The following is a 14,815-nucleotide window of genomic DNA, read 5'->3' on the forward strand; positions in this document are numbered from 1 at the left end:
GCACATGTCCGCGCTACACATCAAGAAAGGCTCGACGAGCCATTCCGCCTACAACCTACGACCCACCTTTTCGGATGTCGAAGAACGCCACACGCTGGCCGTGCTGGTCGAAAACGAACCGGGCGTTCTGGCCCGCGTGATCGGCCTGTTTTCGGGCCGCGGCTACAACATCGACAGCCTGACGGTGGCCGAGGTCGACCATACCGGCCACCTGTCGCGCATCACCATCGTCACCACCGGCACGCCGCAGGTGATCGAACAGATCAAGGCGCAACTGGGGCGCATCGTATCCGTGCGCGAAGTCCACGACCTGACGGTCGAGGGCCGCGCGGTGGAACGTGAACTGGCGATGCTGAAAGTGGCGGGCCAGGGCGACAAGCGGGTCGAGGCGCTGCGCATCGCCGAGATCTTCCGCGCCAAGGTGGTCGACAGCACGCTGTCGAGCTTCGTGTTCGAAATCACCGGCACGCCGGAAAAGATCGACGCGCTGGCCGATCTGATGCGCCCGCTGGGCCTTGTGGAAATCGCCCGCACCGGCATCGCCGCCCTGCTGCGCGGCGACTGACGGGCACCGCGCCTTGCCTTCTTTGGTCAGAAAATACCTTTGGGGAGGCCGCCCGCAACGGCGGACGGGGGCAGCGCCCCCACCCTGCCCCTAGCCAGGCAGACATCAGGCCGGTTGAAGCGACCGCTGATTGGCCGACCGCCGGGCCCGTACATCGGCAAAGGAAACCACGTTCCCGCCGGTCCTGGTCTCGGCCGCCTTGGGCGTATCCGTGACCGTCTTCAGCCGGTCCGCGATATCTGGATACATCTGCTCCTGCACGATCCTGGGATTGCGGGCCAGACGCACATCCGCGTCAAGTGCCAGGTCGAACTGGACGCAATCGCCCACGTGCAGCGATGGCTGCTCTGCCTGCCCCTTGCGCATGCAGACGGCCAGGTCACCGTGATCCTCGCACCAGATCAATGCGTTTTCGTCAGTTTTGTCACGCCACAGAACAACACCAAGCATCGCAAAGCCCTTCCCTTAAATCCCTTAAACTATGGGATAAATTCAAGCCGCCACACGAGGAAAAAACCAGCGTCGCGTGCTTGCAATTTGTGTCAAGGTGTTTAGGTTCTGCAGCTGAATAGCGTCAGCCATGACGTTGGAGCGCGTCAACTCGGGCCCCACTGATCGCCGGCACCACCATTTTCTATCTATGAGGGGCGATCTGCCACGCCTTCAACCATGACGGGTAGCAAAAATCAAGCCCGATCACCCCAGGAGCTTCGCAGCATGCTGGGCGAGAACCTCCGCCGGCTGTCGCAGTCGCGCGGATCCATCTCGCAATTGTCGCGCGAGCTGGGGATCAACCGCACCCAGTTCAACCGGTATCTTTCGGGCGAAAGCTTCCCGCGCCCGGACGTGCTGCAGCGCATCTGCAACTTTTTCGAGGTCGACGCCCGCATCATCCTGGAACCGGTCGAAAGCGTCGCGACGCGCGACGACCTGCTGGGCAGCGCGTTTCTGGGCGGCTACGTGGGCGCAGGCGTGGCCGACATCCCGGAATCGCTCTTCCCCAGCGGCTTCTACCGCTTCTCCCGCCGCAGCTTCGCCAACCAGTCGCAGTTCCTGGTGGGCCTGCTCTTCGTGATGCGCAAAGGGCCCTATACCCTTCTGCGCGGCTATGAATCGAAAGCGGTGCTGCGCCAGCAGGATCTGCCGCTCGATCCGCAAACCCGCGAATACCGCGGCTATGCCTCGCGCCATGAAGACGGGCTGGTGCTGATCGCGTCGCGCAAGAACGCGATGACCAGCTCGATCAACTACCTGGCGCGGACGGCGTCCTTCAATAACAACTTCTGGGTCGGCTACACGACCCGCACCGTGCCCGAAACGGCCAATGCCCCCCGCGCCACGCGGCTGGTCTACGAATATCTCGACAAGGGATGGCCGCAGGTGATGGCCGCCGGCCGCCAGATGGGATTCGTGTCGGAAGAACATCTGGCCGACGCCATGCCGCTGCACCGGCGGCATCTGCAGCCCAACACGCCCTTCTCGTAGCTATTTTCGCCTCACAGCGACGTCTCGGCGTCGTGCACAGACGGCTCCTTAAGGTCTCACATGCCATCATTCGCATGGACCTTGACGGAGTGTGTGCCCATGCCGATGCCCCAAGACATGCCCAACCGTTTCGCCCCGCTCGCCGCGGTGCGCCGGCAGATCGATAGCGCCTCGGGCCTGCCCAACGCCCATTACACGGACGACGCGGTCCACAAGGACGAAACCCGCGCGCTGTTTGCCCGCCAGTGGGCCGGGCTGGCGGTCGGCGCCGATGTGCCGGAGCCGGGCGACGCGGTGCCCCTGACCTTCCTCGGCATGCCGCTCCTGCTCGTCCGCGACCGTGCGGGCGCCGTGCGCGTGTTCCAGAACGTCTGCCGCCACCGCGGCATGATCCTCGTGGAAGAACCCGGCCGCTTCGAAGGCGTGATACGCTGCCCCTACCATTCGTGGTGCTATGCAACCGATGGGCGGCTGGTCAGCACGCCCCATGTCGGCGGCCCGGGCCAGAACGCCCATCCCGGCATCGACCGCACCACGCTGGGGCTGATCGAGGTCCGATCCCATCTCTGGCGCGACGTTGTCTGGATCAATCTCGACGGTCAGGCCCCCGCGTTCGAGTTCGCCTTCGAAAAGCTGATCTCCCGTTGGGCGGATTTCGACAGGCCGCTGCACCATTCCGGAGCAGACAGCCGCTTCACGCTGGACGTGGGCTGCAACTGGAAACTGGCGGTCGAGAATTACTGCGAAAGCTACCACCTGCCATGGGTGCATCCGGGCCTGAACAGCTATTCCCGGCTGGAAGATCACTACCATATCGAGGAACCGGGCGCGTTTTCGGGCCAGGGCACATATGTCTACCGCCAGTTCCGGGGCGATAACGGCGCGACCTTCCCCGATTTCGCGGACCTGCCCCCGATCTGGGACACGGCGGCAGAATACGTCGCGGCTTTCCCGAACGTGCTGCTGGGCGTGCACCGCGATCACGCCTATTCCATCGTGCTGGTGCCCGTGGCCCGTGACCGCACCTCCGAGAAGGTGAACATCTACTACGCCACCCCTGAAACCGACGCCGGAATGCGTGCCCAGAATGCCGCGCTGTGGGAGGGCGTGTTCAAGGAAGACGTCTTCGTCGTCGAAGGCATGCAACGCGGCCGCGCGGCGCCCGGCTTCGACGGCGGCCGCTTCTCGCCCGCCATGGACGGACCGACGCACCTCTTTCACGACTGGGTCGCCCGCCAGATGATGGAAACCGACACGCCGCTGGCCGCCGAATGACCGACCCCGCGACGCTCGATGCCCTGCTGCAGGACGCCCATGCCCGCCACGACAAGGCCGCGCTGGCCGATCTCTACGGTCAGGCCGCACTTGGAGCGGGAGACGGCGGCCAGCAGGCCTTCTTCCTGACCCACGCCTATGTCTGGGCGCTTGATGCGGGGCTTGCGCAGGCGGAGGCCCTCAAGGCGCAGCTCATCTCCATGGGCCGCGAAACTGCCTGACATTGTCTGACCCGGCCCCACGCTTTTCCGTCTGAATGCTTCCGGCGGGAGTATTTGGGAAAAGAAGAAGCCGGGCGCACTCCCCCCTTGTTCTTCTTTCTCCAAATACTCCGGGGGAGTCGCCCGGAACGGGCGGCGGGGGCAGAGCCCCCTTCTTGCTACAAAGCCGCGCCACCGGTCGAGGTTCACCCCGCCGCCGGGTGCCCGGCAAGGATCGCGTAAAGCCACCAGCTCGCATGCGCCCAGACCGGCAGCACGATCAGTAGCCCCAGGAACCCGGGCAGCATGGCCAGAAAGGTCGTGACGGCAATCAGCGCGGCCCAGATCAGCATCGGCACCAGGTTGCGCTGGACGTAGCCGAAGCTCGTGATCATCGCCGTGACGAAGTCTACCTCCCGGTCCAGCAGCAGGGGGATCGCCAGCACCGTGATCATGTAGAGCAGCAGCGCAAATCCCGCGCCCACCAGCGTGCCCATGCCCAGCATCATGAGCCCGTCGGCGGTCAGGAACACCTCGGCCGAGGTCGAGATATTGGTCATCGTCGCAAGCCCCAGGAACAGCGCGAAGATCATGTGGCCCAGGAAGAACCAGAACAGGAACACCACCACGATCACGGCACAGAGCGACGGCAGCTGCCGCGCACCCTGCCGAAGCACAACGCCCATGATCTCGCGCGGGATCAGCGGGCGTCCCAGTTCCAGCCGGTGTGACACCTCGTAAAGCCCCACCGCCACGAAAGGCCCGATCAGCGGGAAGCCGATGGTTGCGAGGATCAGCCAGAACGACGTGCCCGTGGCCAGCGTGATCCAGGCCATCGCCCAGCCCGCCAGAACGTAGGCCCCGGCGAAGGCCAGCCCGTAGCCCGGCGCGCGGCGGAAATCGCGCCAGCCCAGCTTCAGCGCCCGGCGCATGTCGGCCGCGGTCACGGGCCGCAGGTCGGGCACGCCGAAGGCCGGCTCTGCCATCGTTGCATCCTGCATCGTTTTCTCCTCCCTCTCGCGGGTCCCTCCCAAGACCCTTCGCGCGCTGTTACAGCACGGGCGGCCGTTTCTGCGGCCACTCCGTCGCCTGGTGATAGGCCTCGCCGATGGCCAGAAGGCGCGCATCGCTGCCCTGCCGCGCCATCAGTTGCATGCCCATGGGCAGGCCCGCCGCCCCGAACCCGGCCGGCACCGCCAGTGCGGGCAGGCCGATCAGGCTGGCAGGCACCGTCACCTGCATCCAGCGGTGATAGGTGTCCATCGCCGTCCCCTCGATCTCGGTCGGCCAGGGCAGGTCGATATCGAAGGGCCAGGCCTGCGCCGTGGGCAGCACGAGAATGTCATAGGTGTCGAAGAGCCGCGCGGCAGTCTCGAACCAGGCCGACCGTTTCACGCTGGCGGTATGGACATGTTCGGCCGTCATCTCGCGGTAGCGCCCGATCTCCCACATCGCGCTGTCTTTCAGCTCGATTCCCTTCTCGGTCAAAGGCCCAAGGCCCGCGCCGGTCAGGAACGATCGCAGCGTGATCCAGCTGTCCCACATCGCGTCGGCCGAGAACGGCGGTGCGACAGGGTCCACTTTGGCACCGAGATCCGCGAACACCTGCAAGCCGGTCTCGCACAGGTCCAGGATCCCGGCCTCGCACGGGAACGCCCCACCCCAGTCGCCCAGCCAGCCCACGCGCAGACCGCTCAGGTCGGCCGGCGCGACCGGGCTGATCGCCGTGTAGTCCCGCCCGTGCGGCTGCCGCGGATCAGGGCCCGCGATCACGTCGAGCAGCAGCGCGATATCGGCAGGGCTCCGCGCCATCGGGCCCAGCGTGGCCATCTGCTTCAGGAAGGTGTCGCCCTTGGGCTCGGCCGGGACGACGCCATAGGTGGGCCGCAACCCGTAGACATTGTTCCACGCCGCCGGATTGCGAAGCGAGCCCATCATGTCCGACCCGTCCGCCAGCGCCAGCATCCCCGTGGCCAGCGCCACCGCGGCGCCGCCCGAAGATCCGCCGCAGGTCCGGCCCAGATCGTAAGGGTTCCGCGTCGCCCCGTAGACCGGGTTGAACGTGTGCGAGCCCAGGCCGAATTCCGGCACGTTGGTCTTGCCGATCAGGATCGCCCCCGCCGCGCGCAAACGGGCGGCCAGGATGTCGTCCGTCTTCGGCACATGAGAAGCAAAGAGCGGCGAACCATGGGTCGACACGATGCCTTCGACCTCGACCAGGTCCTTGACCGCGATGGGCAGGCCATGCAGCGGACCGCGATCGGTCGCTTCATCGGCGGCGGCGGCCTGCGCGCGCAGGCGCTCCGCATCCTGCAACGCCACGATGGCATTGACCGTCGGGTTGACGTCCGCGATCTGCGCCAGCGTCGCGTCCATCAGGTCGGCCGCGGACAGCGCGCCCGATGCCAGATCGCCAAGCAGGTCCGACGCCGATTTCTCCAGCATGCTCATCGCCATATCTCTCCCGGGGGCTGTCGTTCGGACGGCATTGTGGCGGGGCTTTGCCACCGGGAACAAGGGAGTTCTGCCGCGGCGTCGAAAATTCCCGCGTGCGTGGCACGTCACGGACAGATAATACCGCGAACCAACCCGGTCGGAACGCGCCGCGCCTCTTGCGCGCGGGGTGGGCGGGTGGGCGCGCGGAAGAGGCGCGGTTTACTCCGCCTGTGCCTCGGCCCGGCTCTTGCCCGACACGTCCATGGCCAGCGTCGCCGCCATGAACGCATCCAGGTCGCCGTCCAGTACGCCCTTGGTGTCGGATGTCTCGTGCTCGGTTCGCAGGTCCTTCACCATCTGGTAGGGCTGCAGCACGTAGGAGCGGATCTGGTTGCCCCAACCCGCGCTACCCTTGCTTTCATGCGCCTCGTTGATGGCCGCGTTCCGGCGGTCCAGTTCCTGCTGGTACAGCCGCGATTTCAGCGCCTTCATGGCAATGTCGCGGTTCTGGTGCTGGGATTTCTCGGACGACGTCACCACGATCCCCGTGGGATGGTGCGTGATCCGCACGGCCGAATCCGTCGTGTTCACGTGCTGCCCGCCCGCGCCCGACGACCGGTAGGTGTCGATGCGGATATCGGCGGGGTTCACCTCGATATCGATATTGTCGTCGACAACGGGATAGACCCAGATCGACGCGAAGGATGTCTCCCGCGTGCCTTTCCCGAAGGGCGAAATCCGTACCAAACGATGCACGCCCGATTCCGATTTGAGCCAGCCATAGGCATTGTGCCCGGAAATCTTGTAGGCGCACGACTTGATCCCCGCCTCGGCGCCCGGTTCTTCCGATTGCAGTTCCACCTTGTAGCCGCGCTTTTCCGCCCAGCGCACATACATCCGCTGCAGCATCGCGGCCCAGTCGCAGGCCTCGGTGCCGCCGGCGCCGGCGTTGATCTCAAGGAACGTGTCGTTGGCATCGGCCTCGCCGTCCAGCAAGGCCTCCAGCTCCTTCTGCGCCGCCATCTCGGCCAGCGCGCCCAGCGCGGCCTCGGCCTCCGCCACGACCTCCGCGTCGTCTTCCATCTCGCCCATCTCGATCAGCTCGACATTGTCGGACAGATCCTGCGCGATCCCGTCATAGGTCTTCATCGCGTCGACCAGCATCTGCCGGTCGCGCATCAGCTTCTGCGCGGCGTCCGGATCGTTCCACAGGTCCGGATCCTCGACACGCGCGTTGAACTCTTCCAGCCGGTGCGGGGCGGTCTCGTAATCCATCCGCTGCGCCAGCAGCGCCAGGCTCTTTTCGATCTCGGAGATGAGCGTTTGCGTTTCCGCGCGCATGGGACTGCCTCTTGCTTCAGCGTAGATCGGCTGAATACACCCGACCACCCCCGGCAGCAAGCCGGCGCGCGGACCCGCGCCCGGCCCACAGACGCTTAAAGCGCATCCCCTGCTTCTTCTCTTCCGAAAATACTCCCGCCGGAGGCAGCCCGACACCGCAACGCCGGTTCGGCCCCGAAACAGGGCGCGCGTTCCCGGGTTGCCGTAGGGTGCGTGGTCCCCACGCACCGCAACGCGCGATACCCTACCCCGCCTTGGCCTTCTTCTTCTCGGCCACGACCTTTTCCGCCAGATCGCGCGCAATCGCGAAGGCGCCCTTGATCTTGTCGACATCCGACGCCCAGTCCCGCCGCACGACGATCTTGTTGTCCTTGACCTTCGCCAGCCCGTTCTGATCCTGGATGAATGCCACCAGCCCCTGCGGCGACGCGAACTTGTCCTTGTGGAACTGGATCGTGGCGCCCTTGGGCCCGCCGTCCAGCTTGGCAATGCCGGCCTTCTTGCACATGGCCTTGATCCGCACGATCAGCATCAGCCAGTTCACCTCGCGCGGGAGCTTGCCGAAGCGGTCGATCAGCTCGGCCGCAAAGCCCTCCATCTCCACCTTGGAGGTCAGCCCAGACAGACGCCGATAAAGCCCCAGCCGTACATCGAGGTCAGGCACGTAATCCTCGGGGATCAGCACCGGAACACCCAGATTGATCTGCGGCGCCCATTGATCGTCGGACTCGGACAGGCCCTCCATCTCGCCCGACTTGATCTTGGCAATCGCCTCCTCCAGCATCTGCTGGTAAAGCTCGTAGCCCACGTCGCGCATCTGGCCGGACTGTTCCTCGCCCAGCAGGTTGCCCGCGCCGCGGATGTCCAGATCCTGGCTGGCCAGCGTGAACCCGGCCCCCAGCGTATCGAGCGAGCCCAGAACCCGCAGCCGCTTTTCCGCAGCCGCCGTCAGCTTCATCCGCGGCTTCGTCGTCAGGTACGCATAGGCCCGCGCCTTCGACCGGCCCACGCGGCCCCGGATCTGGTAAAGCTGCGCCAGCCCGAACATGTCGGCCCGGTGCACGATCATCGTGTTGGCGGTGGGAATATCCAGCCCCGATTCCACGATGGTCGTGGCCAGCAGCACATCGTACTTGCCGTCGTAGAACGCGTTCATCTTGTCGTCGAGCTCGCCCGCCGGCATCTGGCCATGGGCCACGACGTAGCTGACCTCGGGCACCTGTTCCTTCAGGAAGGTCTCGATCTCCGGCAGGTCGGAAATCCGTGGCACCACGAAGAAGCTCTGCCCGCCGCGATAGCGTTCGCGCAGCAGCGCCTCGCGCACCGTCACGGCGTCGAATTCGCTGACATAGGTCCGGATCGACAGGCGGTCGACCGGCGGCGTGCCAATGATCGACAGGTCCCGCACGCCGGACAGCGACAGTTGCAGCGTCCGCGGGATTGGCGTGGCGGTCAGGGTCAGAACATGGATGTCCGTGCGCAGCTGCTTCAGACGCTCCTTGTGGGCGACACCGAAATGCTGCTCCTCGTCCACGATCAGCAGGCCAAGGCTTTGGAACCGAATGCTTTTCGCCAGAACGGCATGGGTGCCCACGACGATATCGATCGTGCCGCGCGCCAGCCCCTCCCGCGTCTTCTGCGCCTCCTTGGCCGAGATGAAGCGCGACAGCTGCCGTACTTCGATGGGGAACCCCCGGAACCTTTCGGCAAAGCCAGCCGCATGCTGACGCGCCAAAAGCGTCGTGGGTGCCACCACGGCAACCTGCACGCCCGACATCGCCGCGACAAAGGCCGCGCGCATCGCGACCTCGGTCTTGCCGAAGCCCACGTCGCCGCAGATCAGCCGGTCCATCGGGTGGCCGGAGGTCATGTCTCCCACCACGTCCTCGATGGCGTTAAGCTGGTCATCGGTCTCCTGATAGGGGAACCGCGCCGAAAACGCGTCCCAGCTTCCGGTGGGCGGATCCATGACCGGCGCCGTGCGCAGCGCGCGTTCGGCGGCGACACGGATCAGCCGGTCCGCCATTTCGCGGATGCGTTCCTTCAGCTTGGCCTTCTTGGCCTGCCACGCGCCCCCGCCCAGCTTGTCGAGCAAGCCTTCGTCGTGCCCGAACTTCGACAGCAGCTCGATATTCTCGACCGGCAGGTACAGCCGCGCGCTTTCGGCATATTCCAGCGCCAGGCATTCATGCGCGGCGCCCGCGGCGGTGATGACCTCCAGGCCCAGGTACCGCCCCACCCCGTGATCGACATGGACGACGAGATCCCCGGGCGACAGGCTCTGGGTTTCGGTCAGAAAGTTTTCGGCCTTGCGGCGTTTCTTGGTCGACCGGATCAGCCGGTCTCCCAGCACGTCCTGTTCCGAGATCACCGTCATCTCCGGCGTCTCATACCCGTGTTCCAGCGCCCAGACGGCCAGATGCAGCCCGCGCTTGCCGATGCGGGTCGCGTCGGGGATCAGGATGGTCTCGGCCAGGCCTTCGTCTTCGATCAGCCCCGCCAGCCGCTCCCGCGCACCTTCGGAATAGGACGCAACCAATACCGGCCCTTTTTCCATCCGCTTCTTCACGTGATCGGCCAGCGCGGAGAAGAGCGAGATGCTCTCCTGCTGCCGTTCGGGCGAGAAATTCCGCCCGATCCGCCCGCCCGCGTCGATCACGCCCGGCCCCGAGGCCCGCGGCAGGGGCGAGAACGTCATCACCCGCCGCCCCGCAACGGCGGCGTTCCACGCCGCATCGTCCAGATACAGCAGGCCCGGCGGGCACGGCTTATAGACCGTATCCATCCGCGATTTCTGTTCCATCGCGTGCTGGCGGGTCTCGTACTGGTCCTGCACGCTATCCCAGCGCGACAGGCGGATCGCCTCCGTCTGGTCATCCAGCGTGATGGTGGCATGGGGGAGATAATCGAAGAGCGTTTCGAGTTCCTCGTGGAAGAAGGGCAGCCAATGTTCGATGCCCTGATGCTTGCGGCCCGCGCTCACGGCCTCGTAGAGCGGATCGTCGGTGCCCGCGGCGCCGAATTCCAAGCGGTAGTTCTGGCGGAACCGCAGGATCGCCGCGTCGTCCAAAATCACCTCGGACACCGGCGCCAGTTCGATCTTGTCCAGCTTCTCGGTCGTGCGCTGGGTTACCGGGTCAAACCCACGCGCGCCGTCCAGCACATCGCCGAACAGGTCGAGCCTTACCGGCCCGCTGTCGCCCGGCGGGTAGATGTCGATGATCCCCCCGCGCACGGCGTAATCCCCCGGCTCCATCACCGTGGGGCTTTGCGAGAATCCCATGCGAACAAGGAACTGGCGCAGCGCCTGTTCATCCACGCGGCCTCCGACACGGGCCGAGAACGCGGCATCCTGCAGGACCGCCCGCGCCGGTACGCGTTGCGTGGCGGCGTTCAGCGTCGTCAGCAGCACGAAGCGGTCGGGCAACCGGTGGACCAGCGCGGCGAGCGTCGCCATCCGCGCGGCGGCGATGTCGGGGTTGGGCGACACGCGGTCATAGGGCAGGCAATCCCAGCCCGGGAAGGTCAGCACCGGCATGTCGGGCGCAAGAAAGGCCAGCGCCGACTGCATCGCCGCCATCCGCTTGTCATCGCGCGCGACATGGGCCACCGGGCCCTTGCGCGTCGCGATCTCGTTCAGGATCAGTTGCGCGTCAAAGCCTTCGGGCGCGCCGCCGACCGTGATGTGCTCGGGTGCTGTCATCGGAATTCTGCCTCTTGCGGACATGCGTCTGGCGGCGCACCCCGTCTTCGGGCACTCCGTCACGCCATGGCTTCTAGTTGCCCAGGACCCCGATGGAAAGGTTCTGATACATCCCCCAAAGCGCCGTGACGAAAATCGACAGCGACGCGATCAGCTGGATCAGCATTCGCGTGCGCATAAGCACGCCGCACAGGTCCTGCCCCATGGGTTCGTGGGTTTCGATCTTCAGCGCCACCCGCAGGGACAGGAACGCCACCAGCGTCAGCGGACCGCCCAGCAGGAACAGGGCCTGCGCAAGCTCCACCCCGTACCCGAAGCCAAGGACTGCCAGCGTTGTCAGCGCAAAGCTCACCCCGCCGATCAGCCAAGCGCCCGCCGTGCGCGAAAAGGACAGCATCCGGGTCACCCTGATCCGCACCAGATCGTGCAGGTCGGCCATCGCCTCGTCATTGCCGCGCCGCGCCCGTGACAGGATGTCGTAGGGCACGCCCAGCACCCAGTGGGTGGCCGTTGACCACGTCACCGCCAGGGCGATCCAGAACCACAGATTGGAAAACGACCGCAGATCGATCGATTCCACAAGCGACGTGTACCAGTCCAAAAAAGCTGCCTTCTTCTTGTCTCGCCGCCCGGCTCCCCGGTCTGCCTATGCCATGCCGGGCGGTATGGAACAAGAAATCCCTATGTTTGCGGCGCACCCTCGATGCGGCGCGCTCTTGAGCATTTCGGGATTCCATGCCACCCACTGGCCCAGTACGCAAGGCGCCGCGCCTATGGAGGATCGCTCATGGAGCCCAGACTAGCCCCCTTCCCCGCCTCCCGCCCGCGGCGCACCCGCGCCACCGCGCCCCTGCGCGCGCTGGTGCAGGAGAACACGCTGAGCGTGAACGACCTGATCTGGCCGGTCTTCGTGCGTGATGGGACGGATGTTGAAGAACCGATACCCTCCATGCCCGGCGTGTCGCGCCGCAGCGTCGACCGCATCGTGACCGCCGCGAAGGAGGCCGCAGGCCTGGGCATCCCCGCGATCTGCCTCTTTCCCTATATCGAGCCGTCGCTGAAGACCGAAGACTGCGCCGGCGCGTGGGACCCGGACAACCTGGTCAACACCGCAATCCGCGCGATCAAGGACGCAGTGCCCGACATTGCGATCATGACGGACGTGGCACTCGACCCCTACAACATCAACGGCCATGACGGCTTTGTCGTGGACGGAGAGATCCTGAACGACGAAACCGTGGAAGCGCTGGTGAAGATGACCGTGGCGCAGGCGGATGCGGGCGCCGATATCATCGGGCCGTCCGACATGATGGACGGCCGCATCGGCGCGATGCGCGCAGGGCTGGAAGCCGCCGGCCACCGCAACGTCACGATCATGAGCTACGCGGCCAAGTACGCGTCGGCCTTCTACGGGCCGTTCCGCGATGCGGTGGGCGCCTCGGGCGCGCTGAAGGGCGACAAGAAGACCTACCAGATGGATCCCGGCAATTCCGACGAGGCCCTGCGGCTGGTGGCCCGCGACCTTTCGGAAGGCGCCGACATGGTGATGATCAAGCCCGGCCTGCCCTACCTCGATATCTGCCGCCGCGTGAAGGACGCCTTCGGCGCGCCGACCTTCGCCTACCAGGTGTCGGGCGAATACGCGATGATCCAGGCGGCCGCGCAGAACGGTTGGGTGGATGGCGAGAAGGTGATGATGGAAAGCCTGATGGCGTTCAAGCGCGCGGGCTGCGACGGCATCCTGACCTATTTCGCGCCCGAGGCCGCAAGGCTTCTGAACGCCTGATCCACGCCCGCGCGCGGATGTGCAAGCGGCGCGGTTTACGGTGCCCGTGCTGTCGGGCGTTAACCAAGTCCTAACATCGGCCGGATAGCTACGGATGCACCGACGCTTACAGGTGCTCCGTTCAGCCATGGTCACTCCAGGCGATGCATGTCTAAGGGATGGCGATCCCCGCCCTGTGAAGGGCGGCCCGGCCGGATTGTGCGCGTGACGGACGCCCGCATTTTTACGGTGACGGGGCCGTGACCGCGGCATGACCGGCACGCCTCACGAGATCCAAAGGATCCGGTCCTCGGGCGATGCCCGCATCGACGGGCTGCTGAGCAATAGCGCCTGGGCGGAGCAGACGATCACTTACGGTTTTGCCGATGCGCAGTTCATGCGGCAACTGGTCGGATACGGATCGGGGGAAAACGCAAAGGCCCTCGCCACGACCGTCGCGATGGAAAACGCGGTGCGGTTCGCGCTGGATACCGATGACGGCAATCCATCGAACGATGGCTTCTCTCTCGAAGGCTTCACCGCGGCCCAGGTGCAGGGTGGTCATGCGACCGATGGCCATATCCGGATCGCGCAGACCGCTTCCAGCAGCGTGGGCGTCACCGCCTGGGCCTATTTCCCGTCATGGAGCGAGACCGGCGGCGACATCTGGTTCAGCACCGCCCGCTACGATTTCACCAGCCCGCGCGCCGGCAATTACGCCTGGCTGACGTCGATCCACGAGCTCGGCCATGCGCTTGGTCTGGAACATGGGCATGAAGGCGGATCCTACGGCCCGTTGCCCGCGGCGATGGATTCCCACGAATTCTCCATCATGACCTACCGGTCCTACACGGGCGGCGAAACGCGGCACCTGACCAATGACGACTGGAGTTACCCGCAAACGCCGATGATGCTCGACATCGCAGCCCTTCAGCACATTTACGGCGCCGATTTCGATACCAACGCGGGCGATACCGTCTATCGCTGGGCGCCCGCGGGCGGGCAGACCTTCGTCGATGCCGGTGTGGGGGTCGATCCCGGCGCCAACGTGATCTTTGCCACGATCTGGGACGGCGGCGGCACCGACCGATACGACCTGACGGCCTATGCCACGAACCTGGATATCGACCTCAGGCCGGGGGAATCCTCGCTCTTTTCGGCCCAGCAGCGCGCGACGCTGGGCCAGGGGGAGCACGCGGCAGGCAATATCTACAACGCGCTTCAACACCGGGGGAACGCCCGGTCGCTGATCGAAGATGCCTGGGCCGGCGGCGGGGATGACAGCGTCACGGGCAACGCGGCCAACAATCACCTTGTCGGCAATGGCGGGAACGACGCGCTGTTCGGGCTGGAGGGTGTCGATTACCTGGAAGGCCGCGATGGCAACGATACCCTGTTAGGCGGGAGGGGGAACGACGATTTGTTCGGCGGCGCGGGGAACGACCGGCTGATCGGCGACCGGGGCCACGACACGGCGCGGGGCGGCGACGGGCGCGATGTCGTCAAGGGCCGAAGCGGCTACGACGTGCTGCATGGCAATGCCGATGACGACCAGATCTCGGGCCAGCGGGGCCGCGACCGGATTTTCGGCGGTCAGGGCGAAGATGTTCTGCGCGGGGATCTGGGCGCGGACGTGCTGCATGGCGGCCCGGGGCATGATCGTTTCGTCTTCCGCGAACCGCAGGACAGCCCTGCCGGACAGCGCCCCGACAGGATCACCGATTTCACGGCCGGAGAAGACCTGATCGACCTCTCGCGCCTGACCGGGACGGGTGTTGATTTCATCGGTCCGGCCCGCTTCTCCGGTGACGGGGCCGAATTTCGCGTCGTCGAACAGGCCAAGCGGACGGTCGTCGCACTGGACATCGACGGCACGGACGGTGGCGACCTGCGCATCGTGCTGAAGGGCCGGCCTGCGATCGGTGCCGACGATTTCATCCTGTGACGATCGGCCATACCGTGCCCGGATCACGGTAACGTTGACAGCGGGCGTGACTTGGCCGCCTGCAGCGCGTAGTATGCCGCCCAAGGCCGGAAAACGGCCA

General features: G+C 65.7%; 12 protein-coding genes. 6 read left to right on the forward strand and 6 right to left on the reverse strand.

From position 1 onward, the window contains the following. Window positions 1–4: 4 nt before the first annotated feature. Window positions 5–565: an acetolactate synthase small subunit gene (gene ilvN / locus D4754_RS11365; RefSeq protein WP_121063615.1), complete on the forward strand. Its 561-nt coding sequence runs from the start codon at window positions 5–7 to the stop codon at window positions 563–565. A 105-nt stretch (window positions 566–670) separates the two neighbouring features. On the opposite strand, the gene D4754_RS11370 is transcribed toward ilvN, so the two are convergent. Continuing rightward, entirely contained in the window at window positions 671–1,015 is a 345-nt protein-coding gene (locus D4754_RS11370; RefSeq protein ID WP_121063617.1) for a hypothetical protein, read from the reverse strand. Window positions 1,016–1,282: 267 nt separating this feature from the next. Between D4754_RS11370 and D4754_RS11375 the strand changes: the two genes are divergently transcribed. The 3 genes from D4754_RS11375 (at window position 1,283) to D4754_RS11385 (ending at window position 3,546) form a co-directional block, all read left to right on the forward strand. Continuing rightward, a complete protein-coding gene (locus D4754_RS11375) occupies window positions 1,283–2,050 on the forward strand; it encodes a helix-turn-helix domain-containing protein (protein ID WP_121063619.1) in 768 nt (255 codons plus the stop codon). A gap of 99 nt (window positions 2,051–2,149) precedes the next feature. Beyond that, entirely contained in the window at window positions 2,150–3,325 is a 1,176-nt protein-coding gene (locus tag D4754_RS11380) for an aromatic ring-hydroxylating oxygenase subunit alpha (RefSeq protein ID WP_240453850.1), read from the forward strand. Continuing rightward, on the forward strand, window positions 3,322–3,546 hold the full coding sequence (locus D4754_RS11385; protein WP_121063621.1) for a hypothetical protein: 225 nt from the start codon (window positions 3,322–3,324) through the stop codon (window positions 3,544–3,546). The genes D4754_RS11380 and D4754_RS11385 overlap by 4 nt, the downstream gene beginning before the upstream one ends. A 185-nt stretch (window positions 3,547–3,731) precedes the next feature. Here D4754_RS11385 and D4754_RS11390 read toward each other — a convergent pair whose 3' ends face one another. The 5 genes from D4754_RS11390 to D4754_RS11410 all read right to left on the reverse strand — a co-directional run bounded on the left by D4754_RS11390 (window position 3,732) and on the right by D4754_RS11410 (window position 11,606). Beyond that, on the reverse strand, window positions 3,732–4,511 hold the full coding sequence (locus D4754_RS11390; RefSeq protein WP_121064062.1) for a DUF2189 domain-containing protein: 780 nt from the start codon (window positions 4,509–4,511) through the stop codon (window positions 3,732–3,734). A gap of 64 nt (window positions 4,512–4,575) precedes the next feature. Further along, window positions 4,576–5,976 (reverse strand): amidase, encoded by a 1,401-nt coding sequence (locus D4754_RS11395; protein WP_121064064.1) that lies wholly within the window; start codon window positions 5,974–5,976, stop codon window positions 4,576–4,578. Window positions 5,977–6,180: 204 nt separating this feature from the next. Beyond that, a complete protein-coding gene (gene prfB / locus D4754_RS11400) occupies window positions 6,181–7,302 on the reverse strand; it encodes a peptide chain release factor 2 (RefSeq protein WP_121063623.1) in 1,122 nt (373 codons plus the stop codon). A gap of 244 nt (window positions 7,303–7,546) precedes the next feature. Beyond that, on the reverse strand, window positions 7,547–11,005 hold the full coding sequence (mfd, locus tag D4754_RS11405) for a transcription-repair coupling factor (protein ID WP_121063625.1): 3,459 nt from the start codon (window positions 11,003–11,005) through the stop codon (window positions 7,547–7,549). Between the two features lie 73 nt (window positions 11,006–11,078). After that, window positions 11,079–11,606 (reverse strand): component of SufBCD complex, encoded by a 528-nt coding sequence (locus tag D4754_RS11410; protein WP_121063627.1) that lies wholly within the window; start codon window positions 11,604–11,606, stop codon window positions 11,079–11,081. 186 nt (window positions 11,607–11,792) lie between these two features. Between D4754_RS11410 and hemB the strand changes: the two genes are divergently transcribed. Further along, window positions 11,793–12,791, forward strand: a complete 999-nt coding sequence (hemB, locus tag D4754_RS11415; RefSeq protein WP_121063629.1) for a porphobilinogen synthase — start codon at window positions 11,793–11,795, stop codon at window positions 12,789–12,791. Window positions 12,792–13,041: 250 nt separating this feature from the next. Beyond that, on the forward strand, window positions 13,042–14,715 hold the full coding sequence (locus D4754_RS11420) for a M10 family metallopeptidase (protein WP_121063631.1): 1,674 nt from the start codon (window positions 13,042–13,044) through the stop codon (window positions 14,713–14,715). Window positions 14,716–14,815: the final 100 nt, after the last annotated feature.

This window comes from Chachezhania antarctica (assembly GCF_003646465.1).
Lineage (GTDB): Bacteria > Pseudomonadota > Alphaproteobacteria > Rhodobacterales > Rhodobacteraceae > Chachezhania > Chachezhania antarctica.

What these genes read in the sequence shown, in the direction of transcription:
- D4754_RS11375 (WP_121063619.1), top strand. Translation starts at nt 1,283, where the DNA reads ATGCTGGGCGAGAACCTCCGCCGGCTGTCGCAGTCGCGCGGATCCATC.
- D4754_RS11385 (WP_121063621.1), top strand. Translation starts at nt 3,322, where the DNA reads ATGACCGACCCCGCGACGCTCGATGCCCTGCTGCAGGACGCCCATGCC.
- D4754_RS11395 (WP_121064064.1), bottom strand. Translation starts at nt 5,976, where the DNA reads ATGAGCATGCTGGAGAAATCGGCGTCGGACCTGCTTGGCGATCTGGCA.
- mfd (WP_121063625.1), bottom strand. Translation starts at nt 11,005, where the DNA reads ATGACAGCACCCGAGCACATCACGGTCGGCGGCGCGCCCGAAGGCTTT.
- D4754_RS11380 (WP_240453850.1), top strand. Translation starts at nt 2,150, where the DNA reads ATGCCGATGCCCCAAGACATGCCCAACCGTTTCGCCCCGCTCGCCGCG.
- hemB (WP_121063629.1), top strand. Translation starts at nt 11,793, where the DNA reads ATGGAGCCCAGACTAGCCCCCTTCCCCGCCTCCCGCCCGCGGCGCACC.
- D4754_RS11390 (WP_121064062.1), bottom strand. Translation starts at nt 4,511, where the DNA reads ATGGCAGAGCCGGCCTTCGGCGTGCCCGACCTGCGGCCCGTGACCGCG.
- prfB (WP_121063623.1), bottom strand. Translation starts at nt 7,302, where the DNA reads ATGCGCGCGGAAACGCAAACGCTCATCTCCGAGATCGAAAAGAGCCTG.
- D4754_RS11420 (WP_121063631.1), top strand. Translation starts at nt 13,042, where the DNA reads ATGACCGGCACGCCTCACGAGATCCAAAGGATCCGGTCCTCGGGCGAT.
- ilvN (WP_121063615.1), top strand. Translation starts at nt 5, where the DNA reads ATGTCCGCGCTACACATCAAGAAAGGCTCGACGAGCCATTCCGCCTAC.
- D4754_RS11370 (WP_121063617.1), bottom strand. Translation starts at nt 1,015, where the DNA reads ATGCTTGGTGTTGTTCTGTGGCGTGACAAAACTGACGAAAACGCATTG.